Raw genomic sequence first — 16,307 nt, 5'->3', positions numbered from 1 at the left:
GAGCAAGCCCCGGTGCCTGACCGGCGGCCCCTCAGGGCCGCGGACACGCGCGCGCCAGCGCGCCAACAAACACAGCGTCAAACCGTCTGGGACTACTCCAACCCAGGTCATCTCTTCGCGGCATGCGGCATGCGGCATGCGGCACCCAGAACGACCAGGTTCAGACCTTGACCAGATCATCCGCATGAATCACCGGCCGTTGCATCGTGTCCGGCAGATCAGTCGTGGACCGCCCGAGCATGGACACAAGCTCAGCACTGTCATATTCGATAACCCCCCGAGCCACAACCTCGTCATCAGGACTGACCAGATCGACCACGTCCCCCCCGAAGAAGCGGCCACGAATACCGGTAATACCCGCCGCCAACAACGAGTGCCGCTGAGCCACCGCATCAACCGCGCCCGCGTCGAGCAGCACCGCACCACGAGGATCAGCCGCATGGCGGACCCAGAACTTACGACCGGAGAGCCGGATCGGCCGGGCAGCGAACGCCGTGCCCACAGTCCCGCCGGTGAGGGCGACCGAGGCGTCGGCGGCCGAGGCCAGCAGAACAGGAATGCCCGCGTCGGCGGCGAGACGAGCCGCGGAGAGCTTGGAGGCCATGCCACCGGTGCCGAGCGCGCCACCGCTGCCCGCGATGACACCGTCGAGGTCGGCGCTGCTGCGCACCTCGGGAATGAAATTGGCGGCGCCCTTGCGCGGGTCGCCGTCGTAGAGGCCGGCCACATCCGACAGCAGGATCAGGGCGTCGGCGCCCACCAGGTGCGCCACCAGGGCGGCGAGGCGGTCGTTGTCGCCGAAGCGGATCTCCTCGGTGGCGACCGTGTCGTTCTCGTTCACCACCGCGATCGCGCCGAGCGAACGTAATCGGTCCAGGGTGCGCTGCGCGTTGCGGTGATGCTCTCGGCGGGCGAAATCGTCGGCGGAGAGCAGGATCTGGCCGACGGTGCGGTCGTAACGGGCGAACGATGTTCCCCACGCGTGGGCGAGAGCCAGCTGACCGACACTGGCCGCGGCCTGCTTGGTCGCCAGGTCCTTGGGCCGCTTCGACAGACCGAGCGGAGCGAGTCCCGCGCCGATCGCACCCGAGGACACGACCACCACATCCGAACCGGCCCGCATCCGCGCTTCGACCGCGTCGGCCAGCAGATCGAGGCGCGCGGTGTCGAGACCACCTTCGAGGCTGGTCAACGCCGACGAGCCGATCTTCACCACCACGGTGCGCGCCGACACGATCGCCGCGCGTCCCTGACTCAGCTCCGAACCCACCTGCATCGTTCAACTCCCTGCACCACGATCACCGAGCTACCTCGTCAACCATCGCAGTATGCCGATCCAACAGCCGCGCCCGACAGTGAATTTCGCCGGGCGCGACCCACCTCACTCTTTGCGTTCGCCGTTTTCGTCGAGCAGACCGCGCCGGGCCTGCGAGGCGAGCTTGCGCTCGGCCGCGCCGATCCGATCGTTGGTCTCCAGCCGGAGGTCGGTTCCGCGGCCGGTCGGCTGCATATCGACACCCGCCGAGATCATCGGCTCCCATTCGAAGGTCACATCGGCGATGGTGACCGGGCAACCCGGCTCGGCACCCTGCTTGACCAGCTCGGTTTCGACACCGAGGCGAGCCAACCGGTCGGCCAGGTAGCCGACGGCCTCGTCGTTGTTGAAATCGGTCTGGCGAATCCAGCGCTCGGGCCGGGTGCCACGCACGATGAAGCCACCGGGCTCGTTCGGATCGGCGATGACGCTGAAACCGGTCTCGTCGGTCCCGATCGGGCGGATGATCGGGCGCTTGGCCACGGCCTTGGGGTGGGCTTCGCGGTATTCGCGCACCATGTCGGCCAGCGCGAAGGTCAAGGGGCGCAGGCCCGCCCGGCTCACCGCGGAGATCTCGAACACCGGCCAGCCACGTTCGGCGAACTCGGCCGACACCATCTCGGCGAGTTCGGCCGCGTCGGGCACGTCGGTCTTGTTGAGGATCACCACGCGCGGCCGGTCGGCGAGGTCGCCCAGGCTGGCGTCACCCGACAGCGCGGGCTTGTAGGCGGCGAGCTCGGCTTCGAGAGCGTCGACATCGGAGACCGGGTCGCGACCGGGCTCGAGGGTCGCGCAGTCGACGACATGGGCGAGCACCGCGCAGCGTTCCAGGTGACGCAGGAAGTCCAGGCCGAGGCCGCGGCCTTCGCTGGCCCCGGGGATCAGACCCGGCACGTCGGCGACGGTGAAGGTGGTGTCACCGGAGAGCACGACGCCGAGGTTCGGGACGAGTGTGGTGAACGGGTAGTCGGCGATCTTCGGCTTGGCGGCCGACAGCACCGAGACCAGCGACGACTTGCCCGCCGACGGGAATCCGACCAGGCCGACATCGGCGACCGACTTCAGTTCGAGAACGAGATCGAGCTCTTCGCCCTCTTCACCGAGCAGCGCGAAACCGGGCGCCTTGCGTGCCTTCGACGCCAGCGAGGCATTGCCCAGACCACCGCGGCCACCACGGGCGATGATGAACCGGTTGCCCACGCCGACGAGGTCGACGACGACCTTGCCGTCACCGTCGACGACGACAGTGCCGTCGGGCACAGCGAGCACCAGGTCGGCGCCGTTCTTGCCTTCGCGGTTACTGCCCTCGCCCGGTTTGCCGTTGCCCGCCTTGGCGTTGGGGTGGAAATGGAAATCGAGCAGGGTGTGAACGTTGGCGTCGACCTCGAGGATCACGTCGCCGCCGTTGCCGCCGTTGCCGCCGTCGGGGCCACCGAGCGGCTTGAACTTCTCACGATGCACCGAGGCGCAACCGTGTCCACCTCTACCGGCACGAACATGCAGCACGACGCGGTCGATGAATTTGGACATGGGTTGATCCTCCTCCTTCTGACTAGTCGTTTGCGGTAAGGGGTGGGGAGAACACGACAGAGCGGGTCAGGGAATCAACCCTGACCCGCTCTGGTGTCTGTGGGGAGCGAAGCTCCAGGCGGTCAGGCCTGGACCGGCTCCGGTACGACGATGTTGACGGTCTTGCGGCCACGCTTGGTGCCGAACTCGACCGCGCCCGCCTCGAGGGCGAACAGCGTGTCGTCGCCACCACGGCCGACGTTCACGCCCGGGTGGAAGTGGGTTCCACGCTGACGGACCAGGATCTCGCCCGCGCTGACCTTCTGGCCGCCGAAACGCTTCACGCCGAGGCGCTGGGCGTTCGAATCGCGGCCGTTCCGGGAGCTGGATGCGCCCTTCTTATGTGCCATTGCTTCGTCTCCTCGGGAAAATTCTTACTTGATGCCGGTGACCTTGATGACCGTCAGCGGCTGACGGTGACCCTGGCGCTTGTGGTAGCCGGTCTTGTTCTTGAACTTGTGGATCCGGATCTTCGGGCCCTTGGTCTGGTCGATGACCTCAGCGGCCACGGAGATCTTGGCCAGCTTGTCGGCGTCGGTGGTCAGATCGGTGCCGTCGACGACGAGAACCGGGGTCAGCGCCACGGCGGTGCCGGGCGCGCCCTCGATCTTCTCGACCTTCACCAGGTCACCGACCGCGACCTTGTACTGCTTTCCGCCGGTCTTGACGATTGCGTACGCTGCCATCGGTCGGCTTCCTCCACTCACATTGGTCCTGCACATGTCCACGCCGCAGCTGCGACGCGTATTCCTGGGCTCATCCCCGCACGAGCGGGGGAAGAACGTTTGCTGCCTGCGGTATACATCCGGCCTGTTCGGCCAGATGCTCAATCACTGGGCAGCGACCGACCTAGGTTACCAGAGCGGTATCCACTCCCCCAATTCGGCCGGTCAGGGGCCGAATCGAGGGCTTGCGTGCGCGGAGCGATCCGCGCACGCAAGCCTCGGGCTACTTCGATTCGGCGGCCGGCGCGCCCGCGGGACGACCCACGGCGCGACGACGCGGCTTACGTTCCGGGACGACCACAGGTTCCGCCGCGAAGTCCACGACGGCACCCGCGGACGGCTGCTCGTTCGCCGACAGAACGAACACGGCTCCCGTGCTGTCCGGGGCGGGCGCTGCCGTCGACCGGGCTACGCGACGCCTACGAGGCGCCCGCGGTGCGGGTTCCTCGACGGCGACAGCCGGTTCGGGCTCGGCGGCGGCAGCCGGTTCGGCCTCGGTGACCGGGGCCGGTTCGGCGTGCGCGGTCTCGACCGCGGCCGATTCGAGCTGCGCGGTCTCGCTGTCCGGGGTCTCGGCGACAGCGGCGGTATCGGCAGGCGCCGGGATCACCACTGCCTCCTCGACCTCGACGGCCTCGGGTTCTGCCTCACCGGAAATGACCCCGGTGAGCGGACCCTCGGTGCCCTGCTCGGTATTCGCCACGGCGGCACCACGACCCGAACGGCGCGACCGCGACCGCGACCGCGCCCTGGTGGGCTCGGCGGGCGCTTCCTCGACGACCTCGATGTGCTCGCCACTCGGCTCGTCCTCGTGATGGCCTGCCATCGCGAGCACAACCGGGTGGGCCCGCTTGACCGCGATGTCCTCTTCGGTGTGCTCGGCGGCCGGTGCGGTGCCGTTGGTCGCCGGCGCCGCGGTGGCGGCGGGCTTGTCGCGATCCTTGCCGCGTCGACGGCGCGAACTGCCCTCCTTCGACCGCGGCTCCTCGACACCGGACCCGGAATCCACCGGGTAGGAGTGCACGAGAATGCCGCGACCGTGGCAGTGCTCACAGGTGGTGGAGAACGCCTCGACCAGTCCGGTGCCCAGCTTCTTGCGGGTCATCTGGACCAGGCCCAGCGAGGTGACTTCCGACACCTGGTGGCGGGTGCGGTCGCGTCCGAGCGCCTCGGTGAGACGACGCAGCACCAGGTCACGGTTGGATTCGAGGACCATGTCGATGAAGTCGACGACGATCATGCCGCCGATATCGCGCAGCCGCATCTGGCGCACGATCTCTTCGGCCGCTTCCAGGTTGTTCTTGGTGACGGTCTCTTCGAGGTTCGACGAGCCCGAACCGGTGAACTTGCCGGTGTTGACGTCGACGACGGTCATCGCCTCGGTGCGGTCGATCACCAGGGTGCCGCCCGAGGGCAGCCACACCTTGCGGTCGAGCGCCTTGGCCAGCTGCTCGTCGATCCGGAAGGCGTCGAACACGTCGACACCGAGGTTCTCGTGCCGGTTGACCCGGGGCAGCAGGTCGGGCGCCACCGTGCGGACGTAGGTCTCGACGGTGCTCCACGCGCGGTCACCTTCGATGACCAGCTTGGCGAAGTCCTCGTTGAACAGGTCGCGGATGACCTTGACCAGCATGTCGGGCTCTTCGTAGAGGGCCTTCGGTGCGTTGGTCTCCTTGGCGGCGGCCTCTTCGATGGTGCGCCAGGCGGCCTGCAGCCGCTCGACGTCGCGAGCCAGTTCGGGCTCGCTGACACCCTCGGACGCGGTCCGGATGATCACCCCGGCGTCGGACGGGACGATCTCGCGCAGGATCTCCTTGAGACGCTTGCGCTCGGTGTCGGGCAGCTTGCGGCTGATCCCGGTGGAGGTACCGCCGGGCACGTACACCAGGAAGCGACCGGCCAGCGAGATCTGGGTGGTGAGGCGGGCGCCCTTGTGCCCGACCGGGTCCTTGGACACCTGCACCAGCACCTGATCGCCGGGCTTGAGCGCCTGTTCGATCTTGCGCTCGCGACCGCCGAGACCGGCGGCTTCCCAGTTCACCTCACCGGCGTAGAGCACACCGTTGCGGCCGCGGCCGATGTCGATGAACGCCGCTTCCATGCTGGGCAGCACGTTCTGGACCTTGCCGAGGTAGACATTGCCCACCATCGACGCCTGACCGGAACTGGTCACGAAGTGCTCGACGAGAATGTTGTCCTCGAGGACCGCCACCTGGGTGGTGGTCTGGTGCCCCGGTGCGTGCTCGGCGGGATCGAACGCCTTCTCGCGCACGACCATCACCCGGTCGACCGCCTCGCGGCGGGCCAGGAACTCCGACTCGGTCAGGATCGGCGGACGACGACGCCCGGCTTCCCGGCCGTCACGGCGACGCTGACGCTTGGCTTCCAGCCGGGTGGAGCCGGAGATGCCCTGTACTTCGTCGGGGTTGCTCGCGCTGGAACGACCGCGGCTCTTGTTGCGGGGCTCGCGCTCGTGCACGACGGTGTTCGGCGGATCGTCCTCGGTCGCCGACTCGGCATCGGCGGACTCGCCACCGACCTTGCGACGGCGACGACGACGGCGGCGACGGCTCGCCCCATCGGTGGAGCCGTCCTCGTCATCGGTGTCGGATTCGGTGTCCTCGGCCTGCTCGGCCTCGGCGGTGACCTGCTCGGCCGGCTGCTCGGCTTCGTCGGTGTCGTCGTCCTCGGCCTCGGACTCGGTGTCCTCGCCGTCGGCGGACTGCTCGCCGCGACCACGACCCCGACCCCGGCGGCCACGGCGGCGGCGGCGCGGCTGGCCGTCGGCGTCGTTGTCACCGGACTGATCGGCGGCTTCGTCCTCGGCCTCGGCGTCGAGCTCCTCGGCCTTGGTCGTGACGGTTTCCTCCACCGGCGGCGCGGCGGGCTCTTCGGTCTTCTTGGGGGCCCGCTCGGCGCGACGGCGCTTGCGGGTCTCCTCGGCGGCGGTGGCATCCGGCGGGAGGAACAACGGCATATCCACCGAGGCGGGCGCCTCGAAGGTCACCGGCTCGGCCCGCACGGGCGATTCCGACGCGCGGTGGGTGAACAGATCCGTGTGCGCGTCTTCGCGCATCGCGGCGAACACCTCGTCGGTGCGCGCGACGTGGGGCGCGGAGAACAGCGACGCGGGCGCCGCTGACGGGTCGGCCGGCTGCTCGGCGACGGGGGTGGACGCGGCACTCTTCTTCGCGCGCGTCGCGGGTGCGGGTGCTGCGGGTTCGCCGGGTTCGGCGTCAGCGGCGGCGATCGCGTCGCGCACCGTTTCGGCGACCGACCGGTCGACATTGGATTGAACGCTGCGCGCCTCGGCGCCCAGCTCGGCCAGTTTGGCCAGGATGCGCTTGCTGGTCACTCCCAACCGTTTGGCCAGTGCATGAACTCGAATTCGCTCCGGCAATTGATCGGCATCCTGTTGTGTTGTGTCCAGCGGCTCTTTTTCGGCCACGAAGTCTCCTCGGGCCCCCGGGCGCGTCCTTCCCCGGTACGGGAGTGACGCGGCCGACGCGGGGGCATCGTCCGTGCACCTCGTACCCGATGGTACGAGGGTCATCTGGTCTCGCCCCGCGTGTCCGGTCGCACCTTGATCGATCATCTGGCGGGCCAACCGGTCACACGGCGCCTGGCTGTACGGCGTGGCACCGCGCTTTCGAGCGCTCATCCAGCGTGCCTGGGCGGGCGACCCCAGCAACAGGGCCGTCCGTGGCAGCGATGATCGGCATCAACCGCGGTGTCATCCGGTCATGTCCGACACCGCGTCACGTACCTGCGCGACAGGTCGGCGTCGAACACATCCATTGTCAGTATCCCATACGGTTCGCGCGAGGATCGCCATCGGCGCAACTCACGCGAACTCCGCCCCGCTCACGGCCGTGGTCTCACCCGGCGGATCCGGCACACGAGGCCGCCCCGGCCGGGCGGAGTCCGATACCGCCTGACCGGGTGTCCTTCTACCTTTGCTGCGCTACCGACCGCTGCGGGTCAGGCGGGAAATTCGGGGAACCAGAGGGCGATCTCGCGCTTGGCGGACTCGGGCGAGTCGGATCCGTGGACCAGGTTGAACTGGGTCTCCAGGCCGAAGTCGCCGCGGATGGTGCCGGGCACGGCCTTCTCCACCGGGTCGGTGCCACCGGCGAGCTGACGGAACGCCGCGATCGCGCGCGGGCCTTCGAGCACGGCCGCGACGACCGGGCCGGAGGTGATGAATTCGATGAGCGAGCCGAAGAAGGGCCGCTCGGCGTGTTCGGCGTAGTGCTCGGCCGCGAGTTCCGCGGACACGTTTTTCAGCTCCAGCGCCTGGAAAGTGAGGCCCTTGCGCTCGATGCGCGCGAGGATCTCGCCGGTGAGGCCTCGGGAGACACCGTCCGGCTTGATGAGTACCAACGTCTGCTCAGTCACGGGGTAACCCTAGCGTCGGCCGTGTCAGCACGCCGATCGGGCCCTCGAGCGGTCAGGACTTGGTGCTCATGCGCTGACTGGGGAGTAGTCCGGCGTCCATTCGGCGCTGCACGTCCGAGCGCAGGACGAGGATGAACGCCCAGACCGCGATGAACACCACCGCGATCACGCCGATCGACAGGTGGATGAAGGCGCCCGCGAGCAGCAGCACCTGCAGACCCAGGTTGAACGGGATCGCCCACGGCTTGCGCTGCACCCCCGCGCCCAGGATCATCAGCACCGAGAGCACCACGAGATAGGTGCCGGAGAACCACGTGACACCGCCGCCCACGTCGGCGACCACCGGCAGCGCCAGCAGGACCACGATCGCCTCGAGGATCAACGTCCCCGCCATCACACCGCGCAGACCTTTCCACGGATCGTTGGCGGGAGGAGGCACTTGTTGTTCACTCATGCCGGAGCCTTTCCGAACAGGGCGCGCGCGGCGCCCGCGGTGACGACCGACCCGGTGACCACCACGCCGGCGCCGGAGATCACGTCGCCCTCGTCGCCCGCCTGCTCGGCCAGCGCGATCGCCGACTCCAGCGCGTCGGGCAGTGTCTCGGCGGTGATCACTCGTTCGTCGCCGAACCGCTGCACGGCCAGGTCGGCCAGCGAGTCCACGTCCATGGCCCGCGGGGAGCCGTTGCTGGTGACGACGATTTCGTCGAAGACCGGTTCGAGCGCGTCGAGAATCCCGGCCGCGTCCTTGTCGGCGAGTACCGCGACCACCCCGACCAGCTTGCGGAAGTCGAACTCGCCGGTGAGCGTCGCGGCCAGCGCCTGCGCACCCGCCGGGTTGTGGGCGGCGTCGACGAAGATGGTCGGCGCGTTGCGCATCCGTTCCATCCGCCCCGGGCTGGCCACCGTCGCGAAACCGGCGCGCACGGCCTCGATATCGAGCTGACGATCCGCGCCCGCCCCGAAGAACGCCTCCACCGCGGCCAGCGCCAGCGTCGCGTTGCGGGCCTGGTGCTCGCCGTGCAGCGGCAGGAAGATCTCGTCGTAAACGCCGCCGAGCCCCTGCAGGGTGAGCAGCTGCCCGCCGACGGCGACGCCCCGTTCCAGTACCCGGAACTCCGCGCCCTCGCGGGCCACCGCGGCGTCCTCGGCGACGGCCCGGCGCAGCAGTACGTCCATCACCTCGGGTTCCTGCTCGGCGATCACCGCGACGGTGTCGGTCGGGATCAGCGCCTCGGGGGCGCGCTTGATGATCCCGGCCTTCTCCTTGGCGATCGACTCGAGGTCGGGACCGAGGTACTCGGTGTGGTCGAGGCCGATCGGCGTGATCACCGCGACCTGCGCGTGGATCACATTGGTGGCGTCCCAGGTGCCGCCCATGCCGGTTTCCACGACGGCCACGTCGACCGGCGCCTCGGCGAACGCCGCGTAGGCCATGCCGGTGAGCACTTCGAACTTGCTCATCGCGGGGCCGCCGGATTCGGCGGAACGCTGGTCGATCATCCCGATATAGGGCACGAGCTCGTGATAGGTCGCCACGTAGCCCGCCGGGGAGATCGGCACGTTATCGATGCTGATCCGCTCGGTCGCCAGCTGCAGATGCGGGCTGGTGATCCGGCCGGTGCGCCGATGCAGCGCGGTGAGCAGGGCGTCGATCATCCGGGTCACCGACGTCTTGCCGTTGGTGCCCGCGACATGGATCGCCGGATAGTTGTTCTGCGGGTTGCCCAGCAGATCCATCAGGGTGGCGATCCTGGTGAGCGACGGCTCGATCTTGGTTTCGGGCCAGCGCTTGTCGAGCTCGGCCTCTACCAGCGCCATCTCGGCGAGGTCGACCGGCGACGGTCCGGTGCCGAGCTGGGCCGCGCTGTAGTCGCTGCCACCGAAGTCGGCGTCTTCGGGGTCGAGGTCACCGGGGCCCAGGTCGCTCACTTGGCGCTCAACTCCGCCAGGCGGGCGCCGATGCGCGTGACTTCGGCCGCGGCCACCTCACGTCGACCGGTGATCTTGTCGACGACCGGCTGCGGCGCCTTGGCCAGGAAGGCCTCGTTGCCGAGCTTGGCCGTGGTGGTGTCGAGATCCTTCTGCGCGGCCGCGAGATCCTTCTCCAACCGGCGACGCTCGGCGTCGAGGTCGATCGCACCGGAGGTATCGAGCTGCACGGTGACGGTGCCGCCCGACAACCGCACTTCCACCTCGGCGGTGGTGGCGAAATCTTCGCCGGGTTCGGTGAGCCGGGCCAGATTGGCCACCGAGTCGGCGAACCCGCCGAGCCCGACCTCCTCGATCCCGACGAGGGTGGCCTCGACCTTCTGCTTGTCGGCCAGACCCTGATCGCCGCGGAACCGGCGGATCTCGGTGATCAACCGCTGTGTATCGGCCACTCGCCGCGCGGCGAGTTCGTCGGTCGCGACGCCACTGGCCTGCGGCCACGCGGCGATCACCACCGATTCGCCGCCGGTGAGCGCCTTCCACAGGGTCTCGGTGACGAACGGGATCACCGGGTGCAGCAGGCGCAGCACCGCGTCGAGCACACTGCCGAGCACCACCGCGGTGCTCTCGGCGCGCGCGTCGGATTCGGCGAACTGCACCTTGGACAGCTCCAGGTACCAGTCGCAGAGCTCGTCCCACGCGAAGTGGTAGAGCGCCTCACAGGCCTTGCCGAATTCGTAGGCGTCGAAGGCGGTGTCGACCTCGGCGCGGACGGCGTCGAGCCGGTCGACGATCCAGCGGTCGGCGTCGGTGAGGGTCTCGCGCGCGGGCAGCTCGCCCGTGCGCGCGCCGTTCATCAGCGCGAACTTGGTGGCGTTGAACAGCTTGGTGACGAAGCTGCGCGAGGCCAGCGCGTGCGCGTCGCCGACGGAGAGATCACCGCCGGGCTGGGCGCCGCGGGCCAGGGTGAAGCGCAGCGCGTCGGCGCCGTAGGAGTTGATCCAGTCGAGCGGGTCGATGCCGTTGCCGCGCGACTTCGACATCTTCTTGCCGTGCTGGTCGCGGATCAGCCCGTGCAGGAACACATCTTCGAACGGGACCTGCTTCCGGCCGCCCTTGCCCGCGGTGAGCACCGGATCGTCGCTCACGTACATGCCGAACATCATCATCCGGGCCACCCAGAAGAACAGGATGTCGTACCCGGTGACGAGAACGCTGGTCGGATAGAACTTCGACAGCTCGGGGGTCGAGTCGGGCCAGCCCATCGTGGAGAACGGCCACAGACCCGAGGAGAACCAGGTGTCGAGCACATCGGGGTCCTGCACCCAGCCCTCGGGCGCTTCCTCGCCGGGGCCCAGGCACACGATCTCGCCTTCGGGGCCGTACCAGATCGGGATGCGGTGGCCCCACCACAGCTGACGCGAGATGCACCAGTCGTGCATGTTGTCGACCCAGTCGAACCAGCGCGGTTCCTGGCTGGCCGGGTGGATCTTCACGTCGCCTTCGCGCACGGCGTCGCCCGCGGCCTTGGCCAGGGTGTCGACCTTGACCCACCACTGCATCGACAGGCGCGGCTCGATCGGCTCACCGGAGCGCTCCGAGTGACCGACCTGGTGCTTGTAGGGGAACTTGCGGCCGACGATGCGGCCTTCGGCCTCGAGCCGCTCGCGGATCTTGACGCGGGCCTCGAACCGGTCCATGCCGTCGAATTCGGTGCCGCTGTCGGCGATCCGGCCCGTCTTGTCCATGATCGTCGGCATCGGCAGCCCGTGGCGCAGGCCGAGCTCGAAGTCGTTGGGGTCGTGCGCCGGGGTGATCTTCACTGCGCCGGAACCGAATTCGGGGTCGACGTAGTCGTCGGCGACGATCGGGATCTGGCGGCCGGTGATCGGGTGGTACAGCGTGGTGCCGATCAGCGCCTTGTACCGCTCGTCGTCCGGGTGCACCGCGACGGCGGTGTCGCCGAGCATCGTCTCCACGCGGGTGGTGGCCACGATCACGTGCGGTTCGTCGTCGTTCAGTGAACCGAACCGCATGCTCACGAGCTCGCCGTCGACCTCCTTGTGGTCCACCTCGAGATCGGAGATGCCGGTCTGCAGCACCGGCGACCAGTTCACCAGGCGCTCGGCGCGGTAGATCAGCCCCGAGTCGTAGAGCCGCTTGAAGATCGTCTGCACGGCGCGCGAGAGACCCTCGTCCATGGTGAAGCGGTCGCGGCTCCAGTCGACGCCGTCGCCGAGGCGACGCATCTGCCCCTGGATCTGCCCGCCGGACTCGCGCTTCCAGTCCCACACCTTGTCGATGAACAGCTCACGCCCGAAGTCCTCCTTGGACTTCCCGTCGACGGCGAGCTGCTTCTCGACCACCGTCTGCGTGGCGATGCCGGCGTGGTCCATGCCCGGCAGCCACAGCACCTCGTAGCCCTGCATCCGCTTGCGGCGGGTGAGCAGGTCCATGATCGTGTGGTCGAGCGCGTGGCCCATGTGCAGGGTGCCGGTGACGTTCGGCGGCGGCAGCACGATCGAGTACGGCGGCCTGTCCGAGGCGGCGTCGGCGGCGAAGTACCCGGCGTTTACCCAGCCCTCGTACAGGTCGGCCTCTACCTCGCTGGGGTTCCAGCTCTTGGGCAGGGCATCGGCACGATTACGCGAGTTGTCAGGGGCTGCGCTGGTCACGTCCCAATCCTAAGGGGAGCGGCAACCAGCTTTTTCCCCGCCTACCCGAGCACAAGAAAAGACGGAATCTTCGGTGGATGAGGGACACCGAAGACTCCGTCTACAGCTCTGATACTACCGGCGATCAAGCCCGCTCAGCGGAATCCATATGGAATTCTCAGCTTCTACCCACGCTGGTCGGCGAGGCTTGTGACGCGCCACGACGACACGCGGAAACCGTTGTCTCCCAATCCTCCCGCCGAATATCCGGGTAACCCCGGATTGCCGTTTTGTCCGTTTTACCGGACCCTGGAGAGGGTGACGCCCCCGCTCGATTCCTCGTCTCCCGTTCCCGCATCGGCACCGAGGATCATCACCCCGATCGCCCTGGTGGACCTGCGCGCGAGCGCGGTCGAAGAACTGCGCTACCCGAGCACCACCGTCCTGGTCTTCGCCGGTGTCCCCGGCGCGGGCAAGTCCACCGCGTTACACCGCTTCTTCGGGTCGGGGCCCGACGCCGAGCATCCGGTGCGGACCGCCTCCGGCGCCCTTGTCCTCGACTCGAATCACACCCGCAATCGCCTGCGTCACCGCCTGGGCTGGGCGCCGTACTCCCTGTGGCGGCCGCTGGTCCACCTCGCGCACTACCGCGCGATCCGCGACGCGCTGCTCGACAGCGACGGACCGGTCGCCATCCACGACTGCGCGACCTTCCGCTGGAGCCGTCGCCTGATCACCCGCTGGACCGCACAGGGCCGCCGCGAACTGCACATGGTGCTCATCGATGTACCCGCGGAGCAGGCCAGATCGGGTCAGATCAGTCGAGGCAGAAGCGTCAACAGCCTGGCCTTCACGGGACACTGCCGCCGCTGGGAAGCGATGATGGACTCCCTCGGAGCCCGCGACACCACCCTCGCGCCGGACCCGCAACCGCTGTCCTCGACCTCGGTGGTGATCATCGACCGTTCGACGCTGCACGCGGTATCCCGCGTCGCCTTCGACCCGGCCTGATCAGGGCACCAGCACGCTCAGCGCCCCCGGCATCGCCTGCACCGTCACCGGCAGCATCCCCGCCGGCTCGCCATCGGCCGTGGCGTAGCCGCCCTCGGCGCTGACCGTGATCCGGCGGGCCCGATAGCGCTTGGTCGCCGGATGGTCGATTCGTTTGCCCGCCGACAACGCGGGCAGCAGCCGCGCCATCTCCAGCCGCGAGACCGCGCCGACCACCGTGATGTCGAGATAGCCGTCGTCGGCGAGTGCTTCCGGACACACCAGCATCCCGCCGCCGTAGGTGCGGGTGTTGCCGATCGGCGCCATCACCGCGTCGGTGAGGATCACCACGTGCGAGTCGGGCGGATTGTCGAGCGCACCGGGCGCGAGGACGGACAGCTCGATCCGGAACGGCAGTGTGTAGCCGCGCATCAGCTCGGCGACCGCGGCCGCGGTGTAGCGCAGCGGGCCACGGGGATAGCGCATCCTGTTGGCGCGCAAGGTGACGCGCGCGTCGAACCCGGTGCCGACCACGGTCGCGAACCAGGTCGGTGCGGCGTCCGCCGATTCGATCCGCCCCAGATCGATGGTCCGGGCTCGACCACCCAGCACGATCTCGACGGCAGCTCGGGGGTCACCGGTCGGTATCCCGAATTCGCGCGCCAGGTCGTTGCCGGTACCCGCGGGCACCAGCCCGAGCGGCACCCCGCTGTGCGCGAGGGCGGCCAGCAGCACGTTCATCAGCCCGTCACCGCCGACGCAGATCACCGCATCCGGCCTGCCCGCACCGGCGACCAGTGTCCTGACCTGCGTCACCGACTCGTCCGCACTCGGCGCCCGCACCTCGACCACCTCGACTCCGCGCGCCAGCAGTTCGGTCAGCACCGCCTCGGCGACGTCGTCGCCCCGGCCCGACCCGGAATGCGGGTTCGTGACAACGACGACGCGCCGCACCGAATGTTCGCTCACGGCACCAGCTTCCCAGGGTTGAGCACGCCGGTGGGGTCGAGTTCGCGCTTCACCGCACGCAGCACCCGAACGCCCAGGTCACCGATCTCGGCGCCCATCCACGGCCGGTGGTCGGCGCCGACGGCGTGGTGATGGGTGATGGTGCCGCCCGCGGCGACCATCGCGTCGCTCGCGGCGGATTTGGCGATGCGCCACTGCGCGATCGGATCATCGAGCTGCTTGGCGACGACGGTGAAATACAGCGACGCCCCGGTCGGATAGGTGTGCGAGATGTGGCACATGACCAGCGCGGGCGTGCCCTGCGCACCGAGCGCGTCCATCAGCGCGCCGGTGACCTTCACCTTGAGATTCGCCAGATTGGCCCAGCTGGTGGCGGTTTCGAGGGTCTCGCATAGCACGCCGACGTCGAGCAGCGCGTCACGCATGTAGGGCGCGGCGAACCGGCCGTGCTCCCACTGCTGGGCCGGCGCCTCGCCGAGCGCGGTGCCGCCCCCGGTGGCGAGCAGCTCGCTCGCCTCGGCGGATCGGGCCGCGACATGGGCCCTGCTGCCTTCGAAGGTGGTGATGGCGAGACAGCCCGATACCGGATGGCCGCCGACATCGGCGGAACGAGCCAGATTCAGACCCGTTTCGGCCTCGTCGGACAGCCGCATCACCGTCGGCGCGGCGCCGGCCTGCACCACGCTGCGCAGTGCGGCGGCGCCGGTCGCGAAGTCCGGGAACGACCAGGCTTGGTAGCCCACGGTTTCCGGCACGGGATGCACCCGCACGGTGACCGAGGTGATGATGCCGAGCGCGCCTTCGGATCCGACGAACAACTCGCGCAGGTCGGGTCCGGCTGCCGACGCGGGCGCCCGGCCGAGGTCGAGGGTGCCCTGCGGGGTGGCGATCACCAGGCGTTCGACCATGTCGTCGAACCGGCCGTAGCCCGCCGACGCCTGACCCGACGACCTGGTCGCGGCGAACCCGCCGATACTGGCGAATTCGAAGCTCTGCGGGAAGTGCCCGAGCGAGAGTCCGTGCGCACCGAGCAACTCCTCGGCCTGCGGACCGGTGAGTCCGGCGCCGAGGGTGGCGGTGCCGCTGGCCGGATCGACCGCGGTGAGCGTGTCGAGCCTGCGTAGATCGAGCGCGATCACGGTGCCGAACTGCCCGCGCACGGGATCGACACCACCGACCACGCTGGTTCCGCCACCGAACGGCACGACGGCGACGCCGTGTGCGGCGCAGTACTCGAGCAGCGCGAGGACCTGCGGGTGATCGGCAGGGAAGACGACGGCGTCGGGCGCGTCCTGCGGTGTGTTCGCGCGTCGGCGCAGCAGGTCGGGGGTGCTCTTGCCGCCCGCGTGGCGCAGCCGGTCGAGATCGGTGGTGGTGAGATGTTCGTCACCGACGATGGCCGCCAGGCCCGCCCGATCGACGGCCGTGAGCGTGGTGGGGATCAGCGGCACCTCGTTCTCGTCGCGGCGCACGGCCGGCTCACCCGAGATCCCGAACACCTGCGCGAGCAGGCCACGGATCTGCGCCGACAGCGGCTGGTGACCGGCGGCTACGCCCCAGGCGTCCCACACCATGCTCGGCGCCACGGTGGCGGACCCGGATTGTTCGTGTTGCGTCTCGACCATGCGTTACATAATGACATATAGTGTCAAGCAGTAATCAACGATATGTCCCAGAGTCGACATCCCTACCGCTGTCGGATGTCACTACCGACCCTTCGCGACGGCAACCCCGCTGGTCCGCTCGATACCCTTG

Annotated in this window: 12 protein-coding genes; 1 reads left to right on the top strand and 11 read right to left on the bottom strand. The window is 68.8% G+C overall.

Annotated elements, in window-relative coordinates; translation table 11 throughout:
- Positions 1 to 160 precede the first annotated feature (160 nt).
- The 9 genes from proB to ACFWFP_RS26175 all read right to left on the bottom strand — a co-directional run bounded on the left by proB (position 161) and on the right by ACFWFP_RS26175 (position 12,614).
- Complete coding sequence (proB, locus tag ACFWFP_RS26215; RefSeq protein WP_379299251.1) at positions 161 to 1,276, bottom strand: glutamate 5-kinase; 1,116 nt, start codon at positions 1,274 to 1,276, stop codon at positions 161 to 163.
- A 105-nt stretch (positions 1,277 to 1,381) separates the two neighbouring features.
- Positions 1,382 to 2,845, bottom strand: coding sequence for a GTPase ObgE (gene obgE, locus ACFWFP_RS26210; protein ID WP_379299249.1), 1,464 nt, complete (start codon positions 2,843 to 2,845; stop codon positions 1,382 to 1,384).
- Positions 2,846 to 2,967: 122 nt separating this feature from the next.
- Entirely contained in the window at positions 2,968 to 3,234 is a 267-nt protein-coding gene (gene rpmA / locus ACFWFP_RS26205) for a 50S ribosomal protein L27 (protein ID WP_056821498.1), read from the bottom strand.
- Positions 3,235 to 3,258: 24 nt separating this feature from the next.
- Positions 3,259 to 3,570, bottom strand: coding sequence for a 50S ribosomal protein L21 (gene rplU / locus ACFWFP_RS26200; protein ID WP_379299247.1), 312 nt, complete (start codon positions 3,568 to 3,570; stop codon positions 3,259 to 3,261).
- A 262-nt stretch (positions 3,571 to 3,832) separates the two neighbouring features.
- Positions 3,833 to 7,057: a translation initiation factor IF-2 N-terminal domain-containing protein gene (locus ACFWFP_RS26195; protein WP_379299245.1), complete on the bottom strand. Its 3,225-nt coding sequence runs from the start codon at positions 7,055 to 7,057 to the stop codon at positions 3,833 to 3,835.
- A gap of 533 nt (positions 7,058 to 7,590) precedes the next feature.
- Positions 7,591 to 8,007 (bottom strand): nucleoside-diphosphate kinase, encoded by a 417-nt coding sequence (gene ndk / locus ACFWFP_RS26190; protein ID WP_266298471.1) that lies wholly within the window; start codon positions 8,005 to 8,007, stop codon positions 7,591 to 7,593.
- Between the two features lie 52 nt (positions 8,008 to 8,059).
- Complete coding sequence (locus ACFWFP_RS26185; RefSeq protein WP_379299242.1) at positions 8,060 to 8,461, bottom strand: DUF4233 domain-containing protein; 402 nt, start codon at positions 8,459 to 8,461, stop codon at positions 8,060 to 8,062.
- Positions 8,458 to 9,828 carry a bifunctional folylpolyglutamate synthase/dihydrofolate synthase gene (locus ACFWFP_RS26180; protein ID WP_379299269.1) on the bottom strand — a complete coding sequence of 457 codons (1,371 nt, stop codon included), beginning with the start codon at positions 9,826 to 9,828 and terminating at the stop codon, positions 8,458 to 8,460. Before ACFWFP_RS26180 ends, ACFWFP_RS26185 begins: the two co-directional genes overlap by 4 nt.
- 107 nt (positions 9,829 to 9,935) lie before the next feature.
- Positions 9,936 to 12,614, bottom strand: a complete 2,679-nt coding sequence (locus ACFWFP_RS26175) for a valine--tRNA ligase (RefSeq protein WP_379299240.1) — start codon at positions 12,612 to 12,614, stop codon at positions 9,936 to 9,938.
- Between the two features lie 297 nt (positions 12,615 to 12,911).
- Here ACFWFP_RS26175 and ACFWFP_RS26170 point away from each other — a divergent pair, with 297 nt between their 5' ends.
- On the top strand, positions 12,912 to 13,604 hold the full coding sequence (locus ACFWFP_RS26170; RefSeq protein ID WP_379299238.1) for an AAA family ATPase: 693 nt from the start codon (positions 12,912 to 12,914) through the stop codon (positions 13,602 to 13,604).
- Here the strand turns inward: ACFWFP_RS26170 and ACFWFP_RS26165 are convergent, their stop codons facing one another.
- Both ACFWFP_RS26165 and ACFWFP_RS26160 read right to left on the bottom strand, forming a co-directional pair.
- Positions 13,605 to 14,552 (bottom strand): diacylglycerol kinase family protein, encoded by a 948-nt coding sequence (locus tag ACFWFP_RS26165; protein WP_379299236.1) that lies wholly within the window; start codon positions 14,550 to 14,552, stop codon positions 13,605 to 13,607.
- On the bottom strand, positions 14,549 to 16,177 hold the full coding sequence (locus tag ACFWFP_RS26160; RefSeq protein WP_379299234.1) for an FAD-binding oxidoreductase: 1,629 nt from the start codon (positions 16,175 to 16,177) through the stop codon (positions 14,549 to 14,551). The genes ACFWFP_RS26165 and ACFWFP_RS26160 overlap by 4 nt, the downstream gene beginning before the upstream one ends.
- Positions 16,178 to 16,307 lie beyond the last annotated feature (130 nt).

Origin of the sequence: Nocardia sp. NPDC060249 (genome assembly GCF_042728755.1) — a bacterium.
Lineage (GTDB): Bacteria > Actinomycetota > Actinomycetes > Mycobacteriales > Mycobacteriaceae > Nocardia.
Note: the sequence above shows the minus strand (reverse complement) of the source record. Positions and strands in the feature narration are given on the sequence as shown.